The sequence below is a fragment of the Flavobacterium erigeronis genome, from assembly GCF_054075165.1.
Window position 1 is genome coordinate 208557 of sequence record NZ_JBSKGP010000001.1, and the last position, 22129, is coordinate 230685.

17 protein-coding genes and 1 riboswitch are annotated in these 22129 nt (G+C 33.7%); of the genes, 5 read left to right on the forward strand and 12 right to left on the reverse strand.

Annotated elements, in window-relative coordinates; translation table 11 throughout:
• Positions 1-49: 49 nt before the first annotated feature.
• The 6 genes from thrA to ACWA1F_RS00875 all read right to left on the reverse strand — a co-directional run bounded on the left by thrA (position 50) and on the right by ACWA1F_RS00875 (position 7506).
• On the reverse strand, positions 50-2464 hold the full coding sequence (gene thrA, locus ACWA1F_RS00850; protein WP_456890853.1) for a bifunctional aspartate kinase/homoserine dehydrogenase I: 2415 nt from the start codon (positions 2462-2464) through the stop codon (positions 50-52).
• 1 nt (position 2465) lies between these two features.
• Positions 2466-3449, reverse strand: coding sequence for an alpha/beta fold hydrolase (locus tag ACWA1F_RS00855; RefSeq protein WP_456890854.1), 984 nt, complete (start codon positions 3447-3449; stop codon positions 2466-2468).
• Positions 3450-3526: 77 nt separating this feature from the next.
• A riboswitch (SAM riboswitch) is annotated at positions 3527-3634 on the reverse strand.
• A 190-nt stretch (positions 3635-3824) separates the two neighbouring features.
• Positions 3825-4025, reverse strand: a complete 201-nt coding sequence (locus tag ACWA1F_RS00860; RefSeq protein WP_306155808.1) for a hypothetical protein — start codon at positions 4023-4025, stop codon at positions 3825-3827.
• Positions 4026-4662: 637 nt separating this feature from the next.
• Positions 4663-5751, reverse strand: coding sequence for a homoserine dehydrogenase family protein (locus tag ACWA1F_RS00865; protein ID WP_456890856.1), 1089 nt, complete (start codon positions 5749-5751; stop codon positions 4663-4665).
• A gap of 206 nt (positions 5752-5957) precedes the next feature.
• Positions 5958-7262, reverse strand: coding sequence for an O-acetylhomoserine aminocarboxypropyltransferase/cysteine synthase family protein (locus tag ACWA1F_RS00870; protein WP_456890858.1), 1305 nt, complete (start codon positions 7260-7262; stop codon positions 5958-5960).
• Between the two features lie 46 nt (positions 7263-7308).
• Positions 7309-7506, reverse strand: coding sequence for a hypothetical protein (locus ACWA1F_RS00875; protein WP_125722087.1), 198 nt, complete (start codon positions 7504-7506; stop codon positions 7309-7311).
• A 769-nt stretch (positions 7507-8275) separates the two neighbouring features.
• On the opposite strand from ACWA1F_RS00875, the gene metK reads away from it, so the two are divergent.
• Positions 8276-9526 carry a methionine adenosyltransferase gene (gene metK, locus ACWA1F_RS00880; RefSeq protein WP_306155805.1) on the forward strand — a complete coding sequence of 417 codons (1251 nt, stop codon included), beginning with the start codon at positions 8276-8278 and terminating at the stop codon, positions 9524-9526.
• Between the two features lie 101 nt (positions 9527-9627).
• Here the strand turns inward: metK and ACWA1F_RS00885 are convergent, their stop codons facing one another.
• From ACWA1F_RS00885 to ACWA1F_RS00895, 3 genes are all read right to left on the reverse strand, one after another.
• Positions 9628-11868 carry a hypothetical protein gene (locus ACWA1F_RS00885; RefSeq protein ID WP_456890861.1) on the reverse strand — a complete coding sequence of 747 codons (2241 nt, stop codon included), beginning with the start codon at positions 11866-11868 and terminating at the stop codon, positions 9628-9630.
• 93 nt (positions 11869-11961) lie between these two features.
• On the reverse strand, positions 11962-14649 hold the full coding sequence (locus ACWA1F_RS00890) for a carboxypeptidase-like regulatory domain-containing protein (RefSeq protein ID WP_456890863.1): 2688 nt from the start codon (positions 14647-14649) through the stop codon (positions 11962-11964).
• Positions 14650-14720: 71 nt separating this feature from the next.
• On the reverse strand, positions 14721-15608 hold the full coding sequence (locus ACWA1F_RS00895; protein ID WP_456890864.1) for a GLPGLI family protein: 888 nt from the start codon (positions 15606-15608) through the stop codon (positions 14721-14723).
• A 215-nt stretch (positions 15609-15823) separates the two neighbouring features.
• Here ACWA1F_RS00895 and ACWA1F_RS00900 point away from each other — a divergent pair, with 215 nt between their 5' ends.
• The 4 genes from ACWA1F_RS00900 (at position 15824) to ACWA1F_RS00915 (ending at position 18080) form a co-directional block, all read left to right on the forward strand.
• A complete protein-coding gene (locus ACWA1F_RS00900) occupies positions 15824-16639 on the forward strand; it encodes a hypothetical protein (RefSeq protein ID WP_456890866.1) in 816 nt (271 codons plus the stop codon).
• Positions 16639-17253, forward strand: a complete 615-nt coding sequence (locus ACWA1F_RS00905; RefSeq protein WP_129746158.1) for a deoxynucleoside kinase — start codon at positions 16639-16641, stop codon at positions 17251-17253. Before ACWA1F_RS00900 ends, ACWA1F_RS00905 begins: the two co-directional genes overlap by 1 nt.
• A 158-nt stretch (positions 17254-17411) precedes the next feature.
• Complete coding sequence (locus ACWA1F_RS00910; protein WP_456890867.1) at positions 17412-17708, forward strand: type II toxin-antitoxin system HigB family toxin; 297 nt, start codon at positions 17412-17414, stop codon at positions 17706-17708.
• Between the two features lie 3 nt (positions 17709-17711).
• The gene (locus tag ACWA1F_RS00915) at positions 17712-18080 is read left to right on the forward strand and encodes a helix-turn-helix domain-containing protein (RefSeq protein WP_456890869.1); all 369 of its coding nucleotides are present in this window, start codon (positions 17712-17714) and stop codon (positions 18078-18080) included.
• A gap of 90 nt (positions 18081-18170) precedes the next feature.
• Here ACWA1F_RS00915 and ACWA1F_RS00920 read toward each other — a convergent pair whose 3' ends face one another.
• From ACWA1F_RS00920 to ACWA1F_RS00930, 3 genes are all read right to left on the reverse strand, one after another.
• Positions 18171-20720, reverse strand: coding sequence for a sodium-translocating pyrophosphatase (locus ACWA1F_RS00920; protein ID WP_456890870.1), 2550 nt, complete (start codon positions 20718-20720; stop codon positions 18171-18173).
• A 113-nt stretch (positions 20721-20833) separates the two neighbouring features.
• Positions 20834-21364: an inorganic diphosphatase gene (locus tag ACWA1F_RS00925; RefSeq protein WP_306155797.1), complete on the reverse strand. Its 531-nt coding sequence runs from the start codon at positions 21362-21364 to the stop codon at positions 20834-20836.
• A 111-nt stretch (positions 21365-21475) separates the two neighbouring features.
• Positions 21476-22075, reverse strand: a complete 600-nt coding sequence (locus tag ACWA1F_RS00930) for a DNA-3-methyladenine glycosylase family protein (protein WP_456890871.1) — start codon at positions 22073-22075, stop codon at positions 21476-21478.
• Positions 22076-22129: the final 54 nt, after the last annotated feature.

The following is a 22129-nucleotide window of genomic DNA, read 5'->3' on the forward strand; positions in this document are numbered from 1 at the left end:
ATTTTGCAAATGTGATTGCTTCGTTCCTCGCAATGACAAACTAGACTTTTTATCCCTTATCAGACAATCTCAAAATATCTCCGAAAACTCCTCTTGCGGTTACCGCAGAACCCGCACCGGCTCCTTGAATAACGATTGGACGATCTCCGTAAGATTCTGTATAAATTTCGAAGAAAGAATCAGAACCTTTTAATCCGCCCAGTGCTGTGTCTGACGGAACTGAAACTAATTTTACTTCTAAATTTCCTTTATCATTTTGCAAATCTCCAGACAATTCACCAATGTATCTTAAGACATGATTTGGCTGTTGGTCTGCTTTTATTTTAGCATAAATTGGATCGAATTCTTTCAGTTTCGTCAAGAAATCGGCTGCGCTTCCTTCACGCAAATGTTCCGGAATTAGGTTCTGAATTGAGATTTCTTCGAACTCATTTTGCAAGTCTAATTCTCTAGCTAAAATTAATAATTTTCTACCAACATCGTTTCCGCATAAATCTTCACGCGGATCTGGTTCTGTATATCCGTTATCAATTGCTTCCTGCAAGATTTCGCTGAAAGGCGCATCTTTAGCAGAGAAATTATTAAATAAATAACTTAATGTTCCAGAGAAAACACCTTTGATCTTAGTGATATTTTCTCCTGAAAGATGTAGTAATTTAATGGTATCAATTAATGGTAAACCGGCACCAACATTGGTTTCGTATAAATAATTCTTTTGGTTTTCTGCTAAAGCTTTTCTTAGTTCTTTGTAAAAACCATAACTTAACGTATTGGCCACTTTATTAGAAGAAATCAAATCGAAACTGCTTTCTACAAGCGGAATATAATTTTCTACAAAAGCTGCACTTGCCGTGTTATCAATTGCAATTAAGTTTTCTAAATGATGCTCATTCGCGTAGGCGATAATATCATTAATTGTGTAAGCTTCTCCTTTGGTTTCTATCTCGTTTTTCCAGTTGCCATTAACACCGTATTTATTCAAAAGCAGCTTTCTAGAATTCGCTATAGCGAAAACATTCAACTTAATATCTTTACGTTTTTCAATTGCAGAAGCCGATTCTAAAATCTGATTAATCAAAGTTCCTCCAACTAATCCGTGACCGAAAATCGCGATGTTGATCTTTTTAGAAACTCCAAAAATCTCTCCGTGAATTACATTTAGCGCTTTATTTAATTCTTCTTTCTTAACAACCAAACTCACGTTTTTTCCTGTAACGGTGTTGTTGAATAAAATCGGAACAATTTTATTTTTAATTAAAGCCGTATACGGTTTATGGAACGTACTTAAATCCTGACCAATAATCGAAATTACAGATACATTGTCTGTTACCGTAATCTGATTGACGTCTTTCGAATAAAAGTCATTTTCAAATTCTTTTTCTAATTCGACAACCGCAGTTGTTGCTTTATCAGTTGCAACCACTAATCCGATTCCTCTTTCTGATGAACCTTGCGAAATGATACTTACACTGATATTGTGATCTCCCATTACTTTAAAAATTCGGGCATCAACTCCAGCTTTTCCAAGCAATCCGCGTCCTTCAAGATTTACAAGAGAAACATTTTCTAAAACAGAAAGCGTTTTAATTCCCTCTTTTGAAGAATCTGATGTAATTAAAGTTCCGCGGTTCTCGTGGTTGAATGTATTTAAAATACGCAAAGGAATATTCTTTTCTAACAAAGGAATAATCGTTTTGGCATGAAGAATCGTAGCTCCAAAATTTGCAAGCTCATTTGCTTCATTGAATGATAAATATTCAATTTTCTTTGCATCGGCAACCAAATCAGGATTTGCGGTGTAGATTCCGTCTACGTGCGTGAAGTTTTGTAATTCTTCAGCATTTAAATAATTGGCGATTAACGAAGCGGTATAGTTACTGCCATTTCTACCTAAAGTAGTTGTGTCGTTGTTGTTGTTAGATCCAATGAAACCTGTAACTATATTAACCGTTTCTCCGTTATGTTCTTTAAAATAATTGATTACGTTTTTCTTCGAAAGCTGCTCTAAAGGCTGTGCATCGCCAAATTTAGAATCTGTTTTCAGTAAATCCCTTGTATCTACGAAATTGGCTGGAATTCCTTTTTCCAATAAAATAGCTGTCAATAATTTAGCCGAAAGCAATTCTCCTTTTGACAAAATCTGATCTTTAATTTTTTTGCTATAATCGCCAATTAAGCTTACTCCTTCAAAAAGTTTATCTAAAATATTGAACTCTTCAGATAAATCAACTTGTGGGTAATCTGATATTTGATATTTTTTAAAGTTTTCTAATAATTCTTTGTAGCTGCCATTTTTAGCCGCAATGCTTAAGATAAATTCTAGCTCGTCTGTCGCATTTCCGCGTGCAGAAACTACAACAGCAATTTTTTCACCTTGACTAACTTTATCAGAAATGATAGAAACAACTTTGTTAAGTCCTTCTCCGTTTGCTAACGATTTACCTCCAAATTTTAATACTTTCATTTTATTTCTTTATTGTTTCTGCCTTAAAAATGTCGGCAAGTAAATGATCTAATTGTTTGTACTCGATTAAAAAAGCGTCATGTCCGTGAACAGAGACAATTTCGCTGTAGAAAACATTGTCTTTAAACTTCTTCAATTCTTCGTAGGTTTCTACGTTTTCTTTTGCTGTAAAAAACAGATCAGAATTGATTCCGATGATATGAATTGAAGCCGTTGTTTTAGCCAATAAGTTTTCAAAACTTTCACTATTTCTAGTAATATCAATTGTTTTAAGCAACTGATTCATTAATTTATAAGAAGAAAGCTGAAATCTTTTCTGCAATTTTTTTCCGTGGTGTGCCAACCAGCTTTCGATATTAAAAATCAAAAGATCCTGATTGATGGTTCTTTGGAATTTTTCTTTGAATGATTCTGGCGAACGATAACACAACATGGCATGAATTCTCGCATCTTCTATTGGTTTTGAAGAATTATTCAGGATCTGCTCCTGAAGAAAACAATTTGCAATAAGCCAGTCTGTCGATTTCCAGTCACTCGCAATCGGAATAAGGTTTTCTGTAATATTTGGCGCTAATGCTAAAATTTCCCAAGCAATTCCACCCCCGACAGAACCTCCGATAACAGCAAAAAGCTTTTCAACATTTAAGGCTTTTACACCCTCAATAAAGATTCTTGCAATGTCTCTGGCTGTAAAATCAAAGTAATTTTCGATTAAAAAAGAATTTGTTCCGTTTCCAGGAATATCAAAGGCTAAAATGGTATAAACAGCAGTATCGATAGTCTTACCTTCGCCAATTAAGTCATTCCACCAGCCATTTTCGCCAGTAACTTGTGAGTTTCCTGTCAAGGCGTGATTAACCAAAACAATAGGCGCACTGTGCAGCGGCTGGCCAGACAGTGTAAAACTTAACGGTATAGAATGATAATTTGCACCACTTTCTGTGATGAAATCTTGAATTATAATGGGATTTGGTATATTTTCCAATTTCAAATCTGTTGTATTATGATTTGTATATGGAAATATTAGAAAGAAAAAACTAGTCTAAACTAGAAAAATTCTGATTGTTATCTTTCCACGTTGGGCGTGGTAGAATGCAGCACCTTCTTCGAATTAACGAAGGGTTGCTAAGGATTCATCGGGTCTAATCCCTCGTCCTTTCTTTATAACATTTCAATACTTTTATGAACTTATCGAGTGCAAATTAACTACTAATTTCTTTAACAAACAAATTTAATCTAAAAGTGTTTGTTAAATTTCTGCGACTTACATGAGCAAAAACTATTATACGCAAAAATTTACCGAACAAAAATGCCCAGTAAAATTAAGCAGGTTTTCACCTAGTTTATGATGCTTTTCCGTTTAGATAAAAAGCGTTTCATTTTCTTTTGAATACATCAAAAACAATAAAGAGTTTGGTACTTTTTTGGCAGTACTTTTATCTTCTTCTGTGATTCCGAATCTTGGGTGAGCCAATTCGTTTGTTGGCGGCGGATTGCTATTTTTTGTCCTTCTGTTTTTCAATTTAGAAATTTTTTCTGCGAAGTAGTTCAATTTGCTCATGATATTAAGTTTTAGTTCAGTTGTGTTTTATAATCTTTATTTCTCTTTTATGTTTCTGTTAAATCGCTTTTTGGAATAAAAAAACCCTTTTGGATTTTTAGATACCAAAAGGGTTTAAGTTTTTACACTCATGTATGCTTTTAGTATCAACAGACGTATGCGCAAATAAGCGCGACAGTAAACATCTTGTTCATCTGTAAGGATTTATTCATCTGTGATTTATATTGTATTTTAAAATTCTGCATTTCTGTTAAATTAAAAAGCCTCCTAAAAATTTCTTAGGAGGCTCTTACTATATTATTATTGTATTCTTACAATTTTTTTAAGCAATAGACACCCCAACCTCGGTCTTAACCGAAATGGCACAAAACATTTTGTTGACTTTTAAGTTCATTTGATTTCTAGTAGTTTTTGGGTATAACAAATATGCAAATATTTTTTTTATTACACAAATTAAATTCAAGAATTTAATTACAAAAATCGTTAAAAATCAGTTTTTTAACGATAAAAAACCTCTTACAAAAACGAAAACGAAATAATAAAGGTAAAAAACTTACAAAACAAGCCTTTTTTTCTTCATGACTCCAATTGACAAATCAAATTATCAAAGAACCTTTTTCTTTTTTTATTCAAAAATTTACAGCCAGACTGCCTCTTTACTCCTAATTCGCTCTGCAATTTTTAGAATATCGGTTATAATTCCTCTTGAAATTGCCTGCTTGCACGGAGGCGCGCTCTGAATTACAATTGGAATATCACCGTAAGATTTTGTGTAAATTTCAAAAATCGTGTCAGAACCTTTTAATTGTCCAATTGGTGAATTGGCTAATTCAGAAATCAATTTGGTCTCTAAAGTGCCTTTTTCCAAATCAAATTCGCCCACATATCGAAGCACATGATCTTCTGCCTGAGTAATTTTGGCAATCTTAAAAGATTTATCGACAGCATCTTTATTGAGCACTCCATTTTTCTCCAAATGCTCTTCAGTTATAAATGGTTTGATCTTAATATCAGAAAGCTCAAAATCTTTTCCGATTTCTCTGGCCAATATCAAAAGTTTTCTTGCCGTATCATTTCCTGACAAATCTTCTTTAAAGTTGGATTTCATTAAACCTAAAAGGCTCGCATCTTTTAGAATGGAAGAAAACGAAACATCTTCTGTTGAAAATCGATTAAAAACATAACTCAGATTATCTGAAAAAACACCTCGAATCTTTGTGATTTTTTCTCCAGAATAATACAAATCTCTTAAAGTCCGTAAAACCGGAATTCCAGTCTCAACAGAGGTTTCGTAAAGAAACTCTTTGTCGTACTTTTTCAGATTCGATCGAAGTTCTTTATAAAGATCTAACGGAAGCGTATTGGCTTTTTTATTTACAGCTACAATATTAAATCCGTTTTTGATTAGCGTATTATAGTGTTTTACTAATTCGTCGCTGGCCGTTGCGTCTACAGCAATTAAGTTTTCGAATTCATTTTCTTGAGCAAATTCGACAATATCTTCTACTTTAAAAGGAACTGCCAATTGTCTGAAATTGGTTTCCCACGAATAACCGACACCTTCTTTTTCGAAGAAAGCGACTGTCGAATTGGTTATAATTGGAAAATGAAAATCGACATTTTTGCTTTCAAGAAAAAACTCCTGACTTTCGATAATCTGATTAATCAAAGTGCTTCCGATATTACCAATTCCAAAAAGGACAATATTTATTTTAAGCTTTGACATGATTTCTAACATTTTTTGAAACCATATAAGTCATATAAGTTCATTTTAGGATTGGCGCATTTCTGTGCGCACAAATTGTGGCGCAAGAAATTAAATGAACTTATATTCCTTATATGGTTTAAATTTATAAAGATGTTTTTCATAAAAAATTACCTTTAGCAAAACCACTCGCTAAAGGCAATCTTTCAAACAAAAAACAAAAAAACCTAATTTTTATTGATGCTGTATTGAGAAAGCTTCACACTTTCAAAAACTGCTTGCAGATCTGCAATTAAATCTTCGATATCTTCAATTCCGACAGACAGACGAATCAAATCTTTAGAAACTCCTGTTTCAATTTGCTCCGCTTCTGTCAATTGCTGATGCGTTGTGCTTGCCGGATGAATAATCAATGACTTTGTATCTCCGATATTAGCCAAAAGAGAGAACAATTTTGTTTCGTCTACTACTTTTTTCGCCGCATCAAAACCGCCTTTTAAGCCGAAAGTGATAATTCCGCTTTTTCCTTCTGGAAGATATTGATTTGCCAAATCGTGATATTTACTAGATTTCAGCCCTGGATAATTGACCCAAACCACCTCATCTTGTTTTTCTAGCCATTCAGCCAGAGCCAAAGCATTTTCGCTGTGTTTCTTAATTCGGATTGGCAGCGTTTCTAATCCTTGAATAATCTGAAAAGCATTAAAAGGACTCAAAGCAGAACCAAAATCACGCAGACCTTCAATTCGGGCTTTTGCAATAAAAGCCGCATTTCCTAAAGCTTCGTGATATACTAATCCGTGGTATCCTGCAGATGGTTCGGTAAACTCAGGGAATTTTCCGTTTGCCCAGTCAAAGTTTCCAGCATCAATGATAACGCCTCCTAATGAGGTTCCGTTTCCAGCAATATATTTTGTTAAGGAGTGAATTACAATATCGACACCATATTTAATTGGGTTTAATAAATAAGGTGTCGCAACTGTATTGTCTACTATAAACGGCACTTTAAATGCTTTGGCTTCTGCCGAAATTCCTTTAAGATTTAAAACATCCAATTTTGGGTTTCCTAGAGATTCTACAAAAAAAGCTCTTGTATTTTCTTTGGCTGCTTTAGTAAAGTTTTCTGGTTTTGACGGATCTACAAATGTTGTCGTGATTCCTAATCTTGGCAAAGTAACTTTTAAAAGATTATAAGTTCCGCCATACAAACTGTTTGATGCCACAATATGATCCCCCGCTTTTAGCAGTGTTAAAAAAGTTGTAGAAATTGCCGATGCTCCAGAAGCTGTCACCACCGCTCCGATTCCGCCTTCAAGTGCTGCCAATCTTTGTTCCAAGATATCATTGGTTGGATTATTTAATCTCGTATATATAAATCCGGCTTCGGCAAGACCAAATAAATTGGCCGCATGATCGGCATTATTAAAGACGTATGATGATGTCTGATAAATAGGCACTGCTCTTGTTCCTGAATTTTTAGTTACATCGTGTCCTGCGTGAAGTGCGTTTGTTGCAAATTTTTGTGTGCTCATGATTTCTTAGTTTTTTAGGTATTGTTAATACTATTATATATTGTAATTAATTGTTGAATTGCGCCTGAACATATAAATCTTCTTCTTCCAGATTGTATAATTGAAGGAGTAAAGAATTCTGACTTTCTAAATATTGATCCTGATTAAATTCTATTGTCTGATCTTCTAAAAAATTATTCTGTTCCTCAGAATTTGTTCTTAATAAGTATTCGTATGCGATTGTATTGATATCTAGTGTTTTCATGATTTTAAATTTTTAAGTATTGAAATAAAAAAAGCCCTTTCGGATGGCTTACCAAAAGGGCTTTATAGTTGAAACTATAACAAAGATTCGATCTTTCACTTTCGGCAACAGCAAGGCAGGATACACATTGGCATCTTACAACACATCATCATCATTTTATTTGCTGCTGAATTTTTCATTTTGTTTTGTTTTGTTTTTTATTTCACCATATAAGTGATATAAGTTCATTTGAATTCTGCTTATTAGACGCACTGCGGTGCGTCTCTACACATATGGTTTAAAAAATTTGTATAAAAAAACCTCTGCTGTTGGGCAGAGGTTTTATTGTTATTATAGATTTAAATACTAAACAATAGCGCGCTCTGCGGATAATTCCGACATCATACAGCACATATTTTTAATACCTAAATTCATTTCTTTCTTGTTTTGTTTGACAAAGTTGAAAACTTTTTTTCAAACAGCCAAACAAAAAGTGAATTATTTTCTATTACCCTATCAAATTACTATACTTGTGTTAAATTTTAATGGATTAAAATAAAAAAAGTTGAACTTTAATTTGCAAATCAAAATGGTTTCATACCTTTGCACGCGAATACAGAGGAAAAATTTGAACTGATTGCAACCTCTTCATAATGAAATGGTTCATTATGATTGCCGAGAGATAAATTTCGGCATTAAAAAATGCTAAAGCAGCAACTCTCCTTTAGCCCTTTTTTGCAATTATTTTTTCCTCGCTAAATTTTAATTTATACAAATTTAATACATTATTATGGCTTATTTATTTACGTCAGAATCTGTTAGTGAAGGGCATCCAGACAAAGTTGCAGATCAAATTTCGGACGCATTAATTGACAACTTTTTGGCATTTGACGCTGACTCAAAAGTAGCTTGTGAAACATTGGTTACAACTGGTCAGGTTATTTTAGCAGGTGAAGTAAAATCGAATACTTATCTTGATGTACAAAACATTGCACGTGAGGTAATCCGTAAAATTGGATATACTAAAAGTGAATATATGTTTGAAGCAAACTCTTGCGGAATTCTTTCTGCAATTCACGAGCAGTCTGCAGACATTAACCAAGGTGTTGACAGAGCTAAGCCAGAAGAGCAAGGTGCAGGTGACCAAGGAATGATGTTTGGTTACGCTACAAACGAAACTGAAAACTACATGCCTCTTGCATTAGATTTATCTCATAAATTATTACAAGAGTTAGCTATTTTAAGACGTGAAAACAAAGAGATCACTTATTTACGTCCAGATGCTAAATCTCAGGTAACTTTAGAATACAGCGATGATAACAAACCAACTCGTATTGATGCGATTGTTATCTCAACTCAACATGATGATTTTGACGAAGAAGCGGCAATGCTTTCTAAAATCAAAAAAGATATTATCGAAATCTTGATTCCAAGAATTATCGCTAAAAATCCAGAGCACGCTCATTTATTTAACGATAAAATCAACTACCACATTAACCCAACAGGAAAATTCGTTATTGGAGGACCTCACGGAGATACTGGTTTAACAGGAAGAAAAATTATTGTAGATACTTACGGAGGAAAAGGTGCTCACGGTGGTGGTGCATTCTCTGGAAAAGATCCAAGTAAAGTAGATAGAAGTGCTGCTTATGCTACACGTCATATCGCTAAAAACTTAGTTGCTGCTGGTGTTGCTGACGAAATCTTAGTTCAGGTTTCTTACGCAATTGGAGTTGCTGAGCCAATGGGAATTTTCATTGAAACTTACGGAACTTCTAAAGTAAACTTAACAAACGGTGAAATCGCTAAAAAAGTAGAAGCTATCTTTGATATGCGTCCTTACTTTATCGAGCAACGTTTAAAATTAAGAAACCCAATCTATAGCGAAACTGCTGCTTACGGACACATGGGACGTAAACCAGAAACTGTAACTAAAACTTTCTCTGCTCCAGGTGGAAACGAAAAAACAGTTACTGTTGAGTTGTTTACATGGGAAAAACTTGATTTTGTTGACCAAGTAAAAGCTGCATTTGGATTGTAATCTAGATCTTTAGACTAACTTAGATAGTTAGACTTCCAATATAAAAAAGCCGATTTCTATTGAGAAATCGGCTTTTTCTTTTTACTCATAAGAGTTTTTATTTAATAAGTTCCATTCTGCATTTTATTTAGCACTTCTTTCATTTCGTTTGCACTTTCGCCGTCGACACCTTCATTTAAATACTTTACTGCCAAAGTTTGTGTTTCAATTGCTTTTTGCTTTTGTCCGTCTTTGTAATATAGTTGAGCCAAAGTGTCTAAATAATAAGGACTATTTTTTGTTATAACCAAACTATATTCTGACCATTTGATAGCATCTTTTAAAAAGTTAGCATTCAGCGGGTTTGTAACTACAGCCCATGCCGCAGTGTTTGCTGTACTAGAATGATATTCTTTAAACATATTCCATCCGTCATAAGAATAGCTTGAACTGGAATCTAATGTTGAAAAAATCGCATCTAATTTCTCAATCGGACTTGTTCCTGCTAAAGTAGAATCGAAATACGTATTAAACTCTTTTAAATAAGTGGTATTAGAACCGTCTTTGTCTGTAATTTGGCTTAAATAATAGAAGTAGTTTCTATAGGCATCAAAATTTCCTTTTCCTGAAGCAATGATTTTTTTATAAATAGCATTGACTTTTTCTCTGTTTATTTCGCCAGAAACTCCATCTTGAGAAGCGTAAAGATTTTGCTGCAGGGCATCTGAAATTTCAGAAATCGGGTTTCCAACACTATGAATTTCTCCTATTTTAGTGTTAAAACCAGAACGAATACTTTCGATTTCATCTGAATGTTTTAAGACATAATCTATTGCTAAGAAATCGGTATCATTCAAAACTCTGTCTGTACTAAATAGCTGTTTTGTAAATCCTTGGTTTTTGATTTCTTTCAAAATCGTTTCGACCAAATACATGTTTACCGCTTTATCTTTTTGATGCGCTTCAATCAGTTTTTTCCAAGATTGCGCCACTTCTTTTTGGTCTAAAGCTGTTTTAGTTATTACGAATTCCGTTGAATTTGGATCGGTTACTGTATATGCTCCCTCATAATCATAAGATGATTCTAGTAAAGCAGCTTTATTAAAAGCATTTATTAAATCGGCATCAGATGCTTTTTTATTCTTTAAAATAGTATTGATAGAAAGAAAAGCATTTGCTCTCTGCAATCTTCTGTAGAAATCGCCATAATAACTAAACTGATATTGTTGTGTTGCCAAATCAGATTTTGCAATAGCCAGCTGATTTCCTTCTCCGTTTAAAATAATAATGCTTGGATCGCTGATGATTTTATTGTTTTTAAGCCATTTTTTATCATCGGCTCCAGCCAAATAATAATTGTAAATATCATAAAGCGCATTGTACGAATCGTACATATTATATCCTGTTTGCGTTTCCTGTTCTTTTACAAAATTGTCAAAACTCTCTTTAGCCGATTTGTTTTTGCTGTCTACTACAACAACCAAAAATTTATTGCTGGCTGATTTTGTAGACTCAATTGCTTTTTTAAGATTGCTTTCGATTTTTAATTTGAAATCATATTTGTTGTATGCCGGCGGCGGAATTGTTGCTTCAACAATAGCTGTGGTGTCTACTGCAACCCCAAAATCATCACTTAATAAAGTATTATCTTTTCCTGGATAAGTCCAATTTGAAACGGTCTGAGTTTCAAGAGGAGCAACTTTTGGTATTTTCTTAACCGGCTGAGGATCTTTTTCATTCACAAATACCAACGGATTCAATCCTGATTTCTCTGAAATTCTAAGTTCGTTGGTTTGTTTATCAAAGTATCCTGCAATTTGTAAATCGCCCAAAACTGCCAATTCATAATTGATTGTTATTTCTGAAACATCTTTTGGCAGCGCATATTTGTAAACAATGCTTTTACCTCCATATTCTTCATAAACTAGATATAAGAAATCCGTTTTTTCAATTTCAAAATCCAAATCGATTTTTGCATATTCTGGATCGACTTTAGTTTTAATATCCGAAATTCTCTGGTATTGCACTTCTTCTTTACCTTTTTGAGTTCCGATATAAAAAGAATAATAGGAAGGATCCGTAAACTTTATTTTTATGTTTTTAGCATTTTTATCTACCTTGAAAGAAAGATCAAAATTGGTCTGTGCTGATGGATTTTTTGCAAATAGTAAAGAATCGCCTTTTACCTCGTAACCGCCAGAATAAAAAACCAGTTCGTATTTATTATCATCTAATAAATTCAATTTGATTTTCTGACCTTTATTAATCGATAAATAAGTTCCTTTTTCAATGCCAGTTGTTTGAGAAAAAGAAACAAATGTTCCAATAAACAAGAGTACTAAACTCCAAATAAAGTTGCGCATAATTAAGATTTTGGTTGATAATGTATGAATCACAAAGATATTTGATTCTTCATTAAACAAATCACAAAACGCGCTATATTAGCAACAAAAATACTACAAATTATATTTCATCGAAAATATAATGTATCGAGGCTGAACGGTGTACTGAGAAACTCGGGTTGAGAACTGCGAAAAACTGTCATCATTAAGATAAGTTGTGTTTAACAGATTGGTTGCCGAAACTTTATATTCCCATTTGCTGTTCTTTTTCTGGTAAATTAAACTCGCACTTAGGAAATCATATTCGTTATCAACCGATTTATCTCCATTATAATAATGGTAGAATTCATATTCAGATACAAAAGAAAAACTGTCCAAAAAGTAGTAATCTAATCTTGCAAATGGCTTATCGGTATAAAAAGTTGAACCGCTGTATTTGTTAACCAAAAGATTATATCCAAACTCAATATTCGGAAGTTTTTTATAATTTGTTGAAGCTCTTATCGTATAACTTTGTACAAAACTTTCAGTAGTTCTTAACTCATCATTTTGTATGTTATTGAATTTAGACCAATTAAGACTCGCATTAACTGAAGCTTTATAGTTTTTTAAAAACGAACGTCCGTAAGCTCCCATTCCCGATACCGTTTCGTCTGCCAGATTCGAATTGTAAGGAACCGAAGATTGGTTAATCCCATCAAAATTTGCCTGCGTTTTTATCGCATCTACTTTTCTAGTATAAGTTGCATTGGCAAAAATGTTCTCAAAATTGAACATGTTATATTTAAAATAACGAAGCGAATGTACTTGCGAAGTGGCATTTTCTAAGAAACGATTTCCGCGAAATAAACTGCTGTAATCTGACAAAACATAACCCGCTGCCAGCTGATTGATATCGGTAAAATCATTCGTTAAAGAAAAATTATACGTCAGCGTTTCTGATTTTTTGATTTGATATAAAGCGAAGAAATCTGGCAACACTTTTACAAAATTCTGAGAATAATCGCTTCCTAATTGTCCGTTTGTCATTTGATACGTATGCAAACTTACTCCAGGTGTAAACGTAAACTTTCCAGTCAATATTTTATAATGAAAACCTAAAAACGCATCATTAAAACGGTAATCAACATCGTTATTATTTTCAGAATTATTTAAATCATTTCGATCTCCATTATCTAACATTTGAAAGATGTGAGAATTGAAGTTTTGATAGGAATACGTATTTCCTAAAGTAATATTGATGTTACTTTTTGGCGTTACCATATAATAGTAATCCAATTTGGCATCCAATTTATTAGTTTTCACAAACCGATCCTGATTCAGATCGTTTCTGTTTTGTCCCGAAATGTATCCTGACAAATCAAAAGGCTGCGATCTTAAATTGGCATTATAAAATGGATTTTCATCTTGATACAAATGCTGCATTTCAAAAGCAAAAATGTTTTTAGCACTTTGCGTATAATACAAACTCAAATTCTGATTAATAGAAGTTGGGTCTTGTTTCTTTCCTGTTAAAATGGTTTCAACCGCCGAAACATCGCTTACAATTGACTCACGAAGTAAATCGGTATCTTCATTTTGCTTGGTCAGTTTAGTCAAAATATCATAATCAAACTGAAATTTATCGCTTGGTTTATAAGTCGAACTCAGTTTAAAAAGTCCCAAATTATTTTTCTGATGAGTAATTTCATCACGTTTCTGCTGATCGCCAGAATCCAAAATCGTAGTTTGAGATTTGGTTTCTAAATCTGTTTTTGAAGTCGAAAGAATTCCAAAACCACTTAGATTCCAAGCTTTATTAACAGAATAAGCAAAATTTGTTGCTCCAAATTTGGTTTCGATTTCTTTAGCGCGATTATTTCTCAGCAATGAAATTCCTAAATCATTTGAAGAAACATTAAAACTACTTCCGCCCTTTTTCATCATATTTTTAAATCCGCCCGTGAACTTAAAATAGTCTTGCGCGGTAAGTGGCAATTCTCCAATATTATTAAAATTGGTTATTAAATTAATGCTGTATTTCGGACTGTAATAAAACAGTTTCGGATTAATAATATAGCGACTGTCGAGTTCTGCAACTCCAATTCCAGCGGTTACATCACCAAACCAAAAGTTCTTTTTTCCTTCTTTCAGTTTGATGTTCATCGCCACATTATCCTGATCGTTTTCAAGACCTTTCAATTGGCTAATTTCATTGTAATTTCTTAAAACCTGCACTTTATCAATCGCATCGGCTGGAATATTTTTAACGCCTAGTTTGGTGTCTCCATCAAAAAAATCTTTTCCTTCCACCATTAATTTGGATACTTTTTTCCCTTCCACTTCAATTTCTCCGTCGGCATTTACCTCAACACCAGGAAGCTTTTTCAAAACATCTTCCAGCTTTTTTTCTGTTCCGGTTTTAAAAGAATCTGCATTATACACAATCGTGTCTCCTTTTATAGAAACAGGCATTTCACGCACAATTTCAACGCCTTCCAATTCGATTCCTGTGCCATCCAAAACAATATTCTGAGTCATATTTTCAGCTTTTGTTGAAACCGCGATTTCTTTCGATTTCATTCCCAAATAACTTACTTTAATTGTGTAGGCCGTATTTGGTTTTAAAGTCAGCTGAAACTTTCCTTTGTCGTTGGTAATCCCGTACGAATCCATTGCTTTTGTACCATTATTAATAGCCATAATATTGGCCATCTCCAACGGATTTTTCTGTTCGTCCTGTATAAAACCATCAAAGCGAATACTTTGAGAAAAACATATAGAAGTAAAAAGTAAGGCAAAGATGAAAAGTGTTTTATTCATTATCAGAATATTGGAATTTTGAAATTCGAACTTTGGAATTTGAGATTTGAGATTTGGGATTTTATAAAAATTTATCTTCCCATTGGCGGAGCCATACCTCCACGTCCACGGTTTGTCTCTCTAAATTCTTCCATTTTTTTAATTACCGTTTCATCGTATTCTTTCTGCGAAACTACTTTTCCTTTTTTAGACGGTTTTATCTCTACTTTATCCTTCGCATTCAAAACAATTTTAGAACACAAAATCGTAGTTGTTCCATCGTTGATTTCTAGAATTAACCCAGGAAGTCCCCAATAGTTTTCTGGGCCTTGGTTTACAGGAATTTCTGGCGTATACCAAGCTGTTACAACAATTTCTTTAGGTATTTCGAAGTTATCGGCAAAATTCGTTTTTGTCTCTCCAGAAATCTTTTTTGCTTCGTCTTTTTTATCGTCTTCCTTTTTAGGTCTGAAATTTCTAAAATCGGTTTTGCTTGCTTGCTTTACTGCAGTTGCTTTAAAACAGTTGTAACCGCCAATTTGCTTGGTTTCCTGTTCCAATTTCCACTCTAATTTTGGGAGCGAATCAACAACAAGAAATTCTTTACCCATAAATTCCTTATCTACCGTATAGCTTTTTGTTTTTACATCTTTATAAAAAGTTCCTCCGCCACCTGTAAGCGAACCAAACATAACACGAAAACCTCCTTGCTGCTGGCCTGGTGCTTCTAGTTTTTCTTCTTCTTTATAAATAGAGGCCGATTTATCGAAGTTTAATATGAATGTTTTTTCGAGCATTTTTTTCATACGCTCTTCCATATTTTTCTGCATTTCTGGTGTAATGTCTCTGTTCCCACGCATTCCTTCAAACTTGGGCGCTTGTGTTTTTGACTCGTAAACAGCCATTCCCTGAAAGTCTTTTTGCGCCTGAATTTGCGTAGAAACAAGCAGCAACGTCATATAAAAAAATATTTTCTTCATTTCATTTTCATTAAAAGTGAGTAAATCCGATAAAACTTACATTCAAATGTATTATTTATTTTAAAATCTTAAAAACTAAATATATTAATGGCTTCTAAGCATAGATAGAACCGCTTATTTTTTAGACTATTAGATTAAAAAAAGGTTTAAGCCTTAAAATCGATTTTTTAAAAAGAGTTTTTCGTAATTTGGTGCTCTTGTAAATTAATTTTCTAATGCTTGGAACTGTGCAAAAATTTTTATTCTCTCTATTTGTTTTCTGCACTTTTAATGCACTTTCAGCTCAGGATTTGAGCATAAATCCGATTTTAATTTCGCAGTACAAAAATACTTCTGATATATTTTTAGGATATGATGCTTTTGGATATTCGTATCAGATTACCAACAATGTTTTTAGTAAAATTAAAGGCAAAGAAATTTTCGAATACAAGAATGTTTCTTTAGGAAAAATTACAAAAGTCGATCTTCAGAATCCGTTAAAAATTGTATTGTTTTATGAAGACTTCAATAGCGTTGTTTTATTGGACAATCAATTAAACAAAATGACCGAAATTAATTTTTCGCAGAACGCAACTCCAATTGTCGTTAGCGCAATCGGGATGTCAACTCAAAATCAATTATGGATTTACAACACTTTAAATCAGCAGATTGGTCTTTTTGATTATTTAAAAAATGAATACAAAACCGCTTCGATTCCGTTAACAGAACCAATTAAATATTATCAAACCGATTTCAATACTTTCTATTGGATTGATAAAAAAAACAACTGGTATTCTTGTGATATTTTTGGAAAAATTACTTCGCTTGGAAAAGTCGGAGAATTTGATAAAATTCAAATTATTGGCAGTTCAAAATATATTTTTAGTAAAGCTAATCACTTGTTTCTTACAGAGATTGATAAATCGGGTATTGAGAAGGTTTCTGAAATTAAAGTTTTAGAAAAAACCTTTGACAATTTTGATTACAAAGACCAAATTTTATCTATTTTTACAGCTACAGATATATTAAATTATAAAATCGTAACACCGTAATGCACATAGCAATAGCAGGAAATATAGGCGCAGGAAAAACCACTCTGACCAAATTATTAGCGAAACATTTCAAATGGGAACCTCATTATGAAGATGTAGTTGATAATCCGTATTTGGATGATTTTTACCATCAGATGGAGCGCTGGTCGTTCAATCTTCAGATCTATTTCCTGAACAGCCGTTTTCGCCAGGTGCAGCAAATTCGCGAAAGCGGAAAAAAAATCATTCAAGATAGAACGATTTACGAAGATGCGCATATTTTTGCTCCTAACTTGTATGCAATGGGTTTAATGACAAGTCGTGATTTTGAAAATTATACGTCTTTGTTTGAATTAATGGAATCATTGGTAAAAGCTCCTGATTTATTGATTTATTTAAGAAGTTCAATCCCAAATTTAGTGGGGCAAATTCATAAACGCGGACGCGAATACGAAAACTCTATTTCAATCGATTATTTAAGCCGTTTGAACGAAAGATACGAAGCTTGGATTCAGACTTATACGAAAGGAAAACTTTTAATTATTGATGTTGATAACATTAATTTTGTTGACAATCCAGAAGATTTAGGAGACATCATTAATAGAATTGATGCTGAATTGAACGGATTGTTTTAGAACACGAATTTCACAGATTTACACGAATAAAAAAGGCCTCTAAAAATAAATTTTAGAGGCCTTTTCTTTTTTAAAACAGGTATTATTTTGAAATATTTTTCTTACTTTTGTTTTAAACAAAATATTTCCCGTATTGGGAAAAAATAATTACTTTTGTAATGAGAATAATAGCAAAAAGAACTTTGCAAAATTTTTGGGAACGTTTTCCTTCTGCTAAACAGCAATTATTATCATGGTATCAGATTTTTGATAAAAACAACTTTCAAAATTCAAATGAAATTCGATTAATATTTGGTTCAGCTGACTTTGTTGGAAACAACAAGGTAGTTTTTAATATCTGTGGAAATCATTATAGATTAATTGTAAAAATTAATTATGAAACTCAGATTGTATATATCTTATTTGTTGGAACCCACAACGAATATGACGATTTAAAAGACATAAAAAGTTTATAGAAAATGGAAATAAAACCTATAAAAACTGAAAAAGATTATGATTTGGCTTTAGAAAGAGTAAATGCTTTATTTGATGCTAAACCCAATACGGATGAAGGAGATGAATTGGATATTTTGGTCACTCTTATCGAAAAATATGAAAAGATTCATTATCCAATACCTGAACCTGACCCTATTGAAGCAATTAAATTTGTAATGGAGCAAAGAGGTCTTACTGATGCCGATTTGGGGAATTTATTAAATAGCCGTTCAAGAGTATCTGAAATATTCAAAAGAAAAAGAGCGCTTACTATAAAACAAATTAGAGTTTTAACTAAAGAACTTCAAATTCCTGCTTCCATTTTAATTAAAGAATATGCATTAGTGCAATAAACAAAAGCCTCTAAAATTTTTAGAGGCTTTTTCTATTGAATTCTAAACCTGACAGGTTTTAAAAACCTGTCAGGTTTCTGTTCGATGTAATTATTTCGCAGCTTCGACTTTTGCTAAAACTTCTTCTTCAGTTCCTTCAAAAACTTCTGTTGTTGTTTTACCGTTTTCAGTTTTGGTAACCGTTCCTGTCGTTTTTCCGTTGATGTTTTTAACCTCAACTTTTACTGAAGACCTGTTTTGGTATTTTGAAGTATCAAAACAATCTGTTTTTTGATATTTTCCAGTTGTATCAAAATGAGCTAGACATTTTGCTGTTTCTTCTTCAGAACAACCTTTTTCTTTACACATTTTAATACATTCTTCTTTTGTCATTCCAGACATGTCTCCACATTTAGAGAAACCATCTGCATGCATTTCTGTTTTAGCACAACAAGAAGCTTTTGCAGCAATATCAGAAGGTGCATGACCTTCACCCAAAATTGGAGCAATTACCAATCCTATTAAACAAGTTAGTTTAATTAAAATATTCATTGAAGGTCCAGAAGTATCTTTAAACGGATCTCCAACTGTATCTCCAGTTACGGCTGCTTTATGCGCATCAGAACCTTTATAAGTCATTTCTCCGTTGATCATAACTCCTGCTTCAAAAGATTTTTTAGCATTGTCCCAAGCACCTCCAGCATTGTTCTGGAAAACTGCCCAAAGCACTCCAGAAACGGTAACTCCAGCCATATAGCCTCCAAGCATTTCAGCAATTAACTGATTGTTGTGCGTGTAAACTAACTTTCCTAAAAGAACAATTAAAATCGGGAAACCAATTGTCAGCACTCCTGGAAGCATCATTTCGCGTAAAGCGGCTTTTGTAGAAATTTCCACACATTTTCCATATTCTGGTTTTGCAGTTCCCTCCATAATTCCAGCAATTTCTTTAAACTGACGGCGAACTTCGTACACCATATCCATGGCGGCTTTTCCAACAGAATTCATTGCCAAAGCAGAGAAAACCACCGGAATCATTCCGCCGACAAATAACATGGCTAAAACTGGCGCTTTAAAAATATTGATTCCATCAATTCCTGTAAAGGTTACATAAGCTGCAAATAACGCTAATGAAGTTAAAGCTGCAGAAGCGATCGCAAATCCTTTTCCTGTTGCTGCAGTTGTATTTCCTACTGAGTCTAAAATATCGGTTCTTGTACGAACTTCTTTTGGCAGTTCGCTCATTTCGGCAATTCCTCCAGCGTTGTCAGAGATTGGTCCAAAAGCGTCGATTGCCAATTGCATAGCGGTTGTAGCCATCATTGCAGAAGCGGCTAATGCTACTCCGTAAAATCCTGCTAAAGCATAAGAAATCCAAATTGCTACAGCAAACAATAAAACGGTTGGAAACGTAGAAATCATTCCTGTTGCCAAACCTGCAATTACGTTTGTTCCTGCACCTGTTGAAGATTTTTGTACGATTGCCAATACTGGTTTTGTACCTAATCCTGTGTAGTATTCTGTTACAGATGAAATGGCTCCACCAACTACTAATCCGACTAAAGTTGCATAGAAAACGCGCATTGATGAAATGGCTTTAGATCCTTCTCCAAAGAAAGTCATCTGCATAGTTTCTGGCAGCATATACTGAACTAAGAAAAAACAAGCCACAGCTGTTAAAACAATAGAAACCCAGTTTCCTATATTTAATGCTTTCTGAACTTGCGCTTCTTTAGCATTATCATCTGTAACTTTTACTAATGTTGTTCCAATAATAGAAAATAGAATTCCGAAACCTGCAATCGCCATTGGAAGTAAAATTGGCCCAATTCCGCCGAAAGCATCGTTAATGCTTCCGCCCATATCTTTTATCACATAGTTTCCAAGAACCATAGCGGCTAAAACAGTTGCCACATAAGATCCGAACAAATCGGCTCCCATACCTGCCACGTCCCCCACGTTATCTCCTACGTTATCTGCAATAGTTGCCGGGTTACGAGGATCATCTTCTGGAATTCCTGCTTCTACTTTACCCACTAAATCGGCCCCAACATCGGCAGCTTTTGTGTAAATTCCACCTCCTACACGTGCAAACAAAGCAATTGATTCAGCTCCTAGAGAAAATCCTGCTAAGGTTTCCAGAACAACCGTCATTGTATCAGTGTCTTTCCAAACTCCGCCAGAAAAAAGATGGAAGAAAATGATGAAAAATGATGTTAAACCTAAAACGGCTAAACCTGCAACACCAAGTCCCATTACGGTTCCGCCGCCAAAAGAAACTTTTAATGCCTGAGGAAGGCTTGTACGTGCGGCTTGAGTAGTTCTAACGTTTGTTTTGGTTGCTATTTTCATTCCGATATTTCCAGCATAAGCCGAAAATAACGCCCCAAAAATAAAGGCAATTACGATTAATAAATGTGTTTTTACTCCTGGAATAAATGTAATTCCTGCCAAAGCTAAACTGGCTATAATTACGAAGATGGTTAATAACTTATATTCGGCTTTTAGAAAGGCTAAGGCTCCTTCGTAAATGTAATCTGAAATCTCTTTCATCTTACCGTCTCCGGCATCTTGTTTTAAAACCCAACTCCTTTTTATTCCCATGAAAAGTAATCCCAAAACTGCCATAACAATTGGCAGGTAAATCATAAATGCATTCATAATATTTTAATGGTTTTGGTTAATAGTCAACAATCTAACTAAAACGAATTTAAACAAAAAAGCAATACTCCTGACGGCAGTATTGCTTTTTTTATATTAGAATGCGGTTAAAATTATTTAATACTAAATAATCCTTCCGGTTTATTTTCAATGTCATCAAAACGTTTTGTACACTCAGCGATAATATCGTAAGCTTCTTTTACGTCTCCCCATCCTTCAACATCTACTTTTTTGTTTTCAAGATCTTTGTACACTTGGAAGAAGTGCTCGATTTCTTTTACTAAGTGTGGGTTCATGTCAGAAAGATCGTTTAATGAATTCCAGATTGGATCTGAAACTGGTACACAAATAATTTTTTCATCTGGCCCTTTATCATCTGCCATGTGGAATACACCGATTGGCTTAACTTCCATAACACATCCAGGGAAAGTTGGCTCGTTTACTAAAACTAATACGTCAAGAGGATCACCGTCTAAAGCTAAAGTTTCTGGAATAAATCCGTAATCTGCTGGGTACATCATTGAAGAGAATAACATTCTGTCAAAACGCATTCTTTTAATTTCAAAATCGTACTCGTATTTATTTCTGCTTCCTCTTGGTATTTCGATCAATACATCGAAAGTCGTTAATTTGTCTGCGGTCATTTTTGTTTTTTAATGTTTCTATAATTTCGGTTGCAAAAATAACTAAAGAATCTAGTTTTACAATAAAAAACAAGGTTAAATTATCTTCATTATCGTTTAAAAAACAAGCATTTAATAGGTGATTTTTCTATTTCGTTTCTTTAAGTAATAATGCCACAGCAAATAGGTTGCATAAGAACGGTAAGGACTCCATTGTTCAGCATGAATTTCCATTTCCTGTTTGTCGTGAATATTCAATAATTCTTTGATGGTATTGATTACGGCAATGTCTCCTAGCGGAATCAAATCGGGCTCTTCCAGGCAGAACATCAAATAAATATCAATCGTCCAGTTTCCTATGCCTTTTAATTTAATTAGTTCTTCGCGAACTTGCTTTGCCGATTTTGAAGCTAAACTTTCAATATCTAATTCTTTGTTTAAAACCGCTTCCGCTAAAATTTTAATATATTTCGTTTTCTGACGGCTTACTCCTAAACTTCTGAATTCTTCATCAGATAAAGCCGCCATGTTTTCTGGCGTACAATCTTTATAAACCTTAATTTTTAAAAATGTGGCTTTCGCCGAATCTATAGAGACTTGCTGTTCTAGTATCAGCAAAACCAAAGTTTCAAAACCAGGCGGCCGTCTCGGAATTGGAGGCAATCCATATTTTTCTATAATTTCTAGAAATATAGGATTTTTAGAGGATAGAAAATCTATGGCTTCCTGCATGATTGTGTTTTAAGTTTATTCCAAAATTAGATAAAAAAGAATCTCGCAAAGACG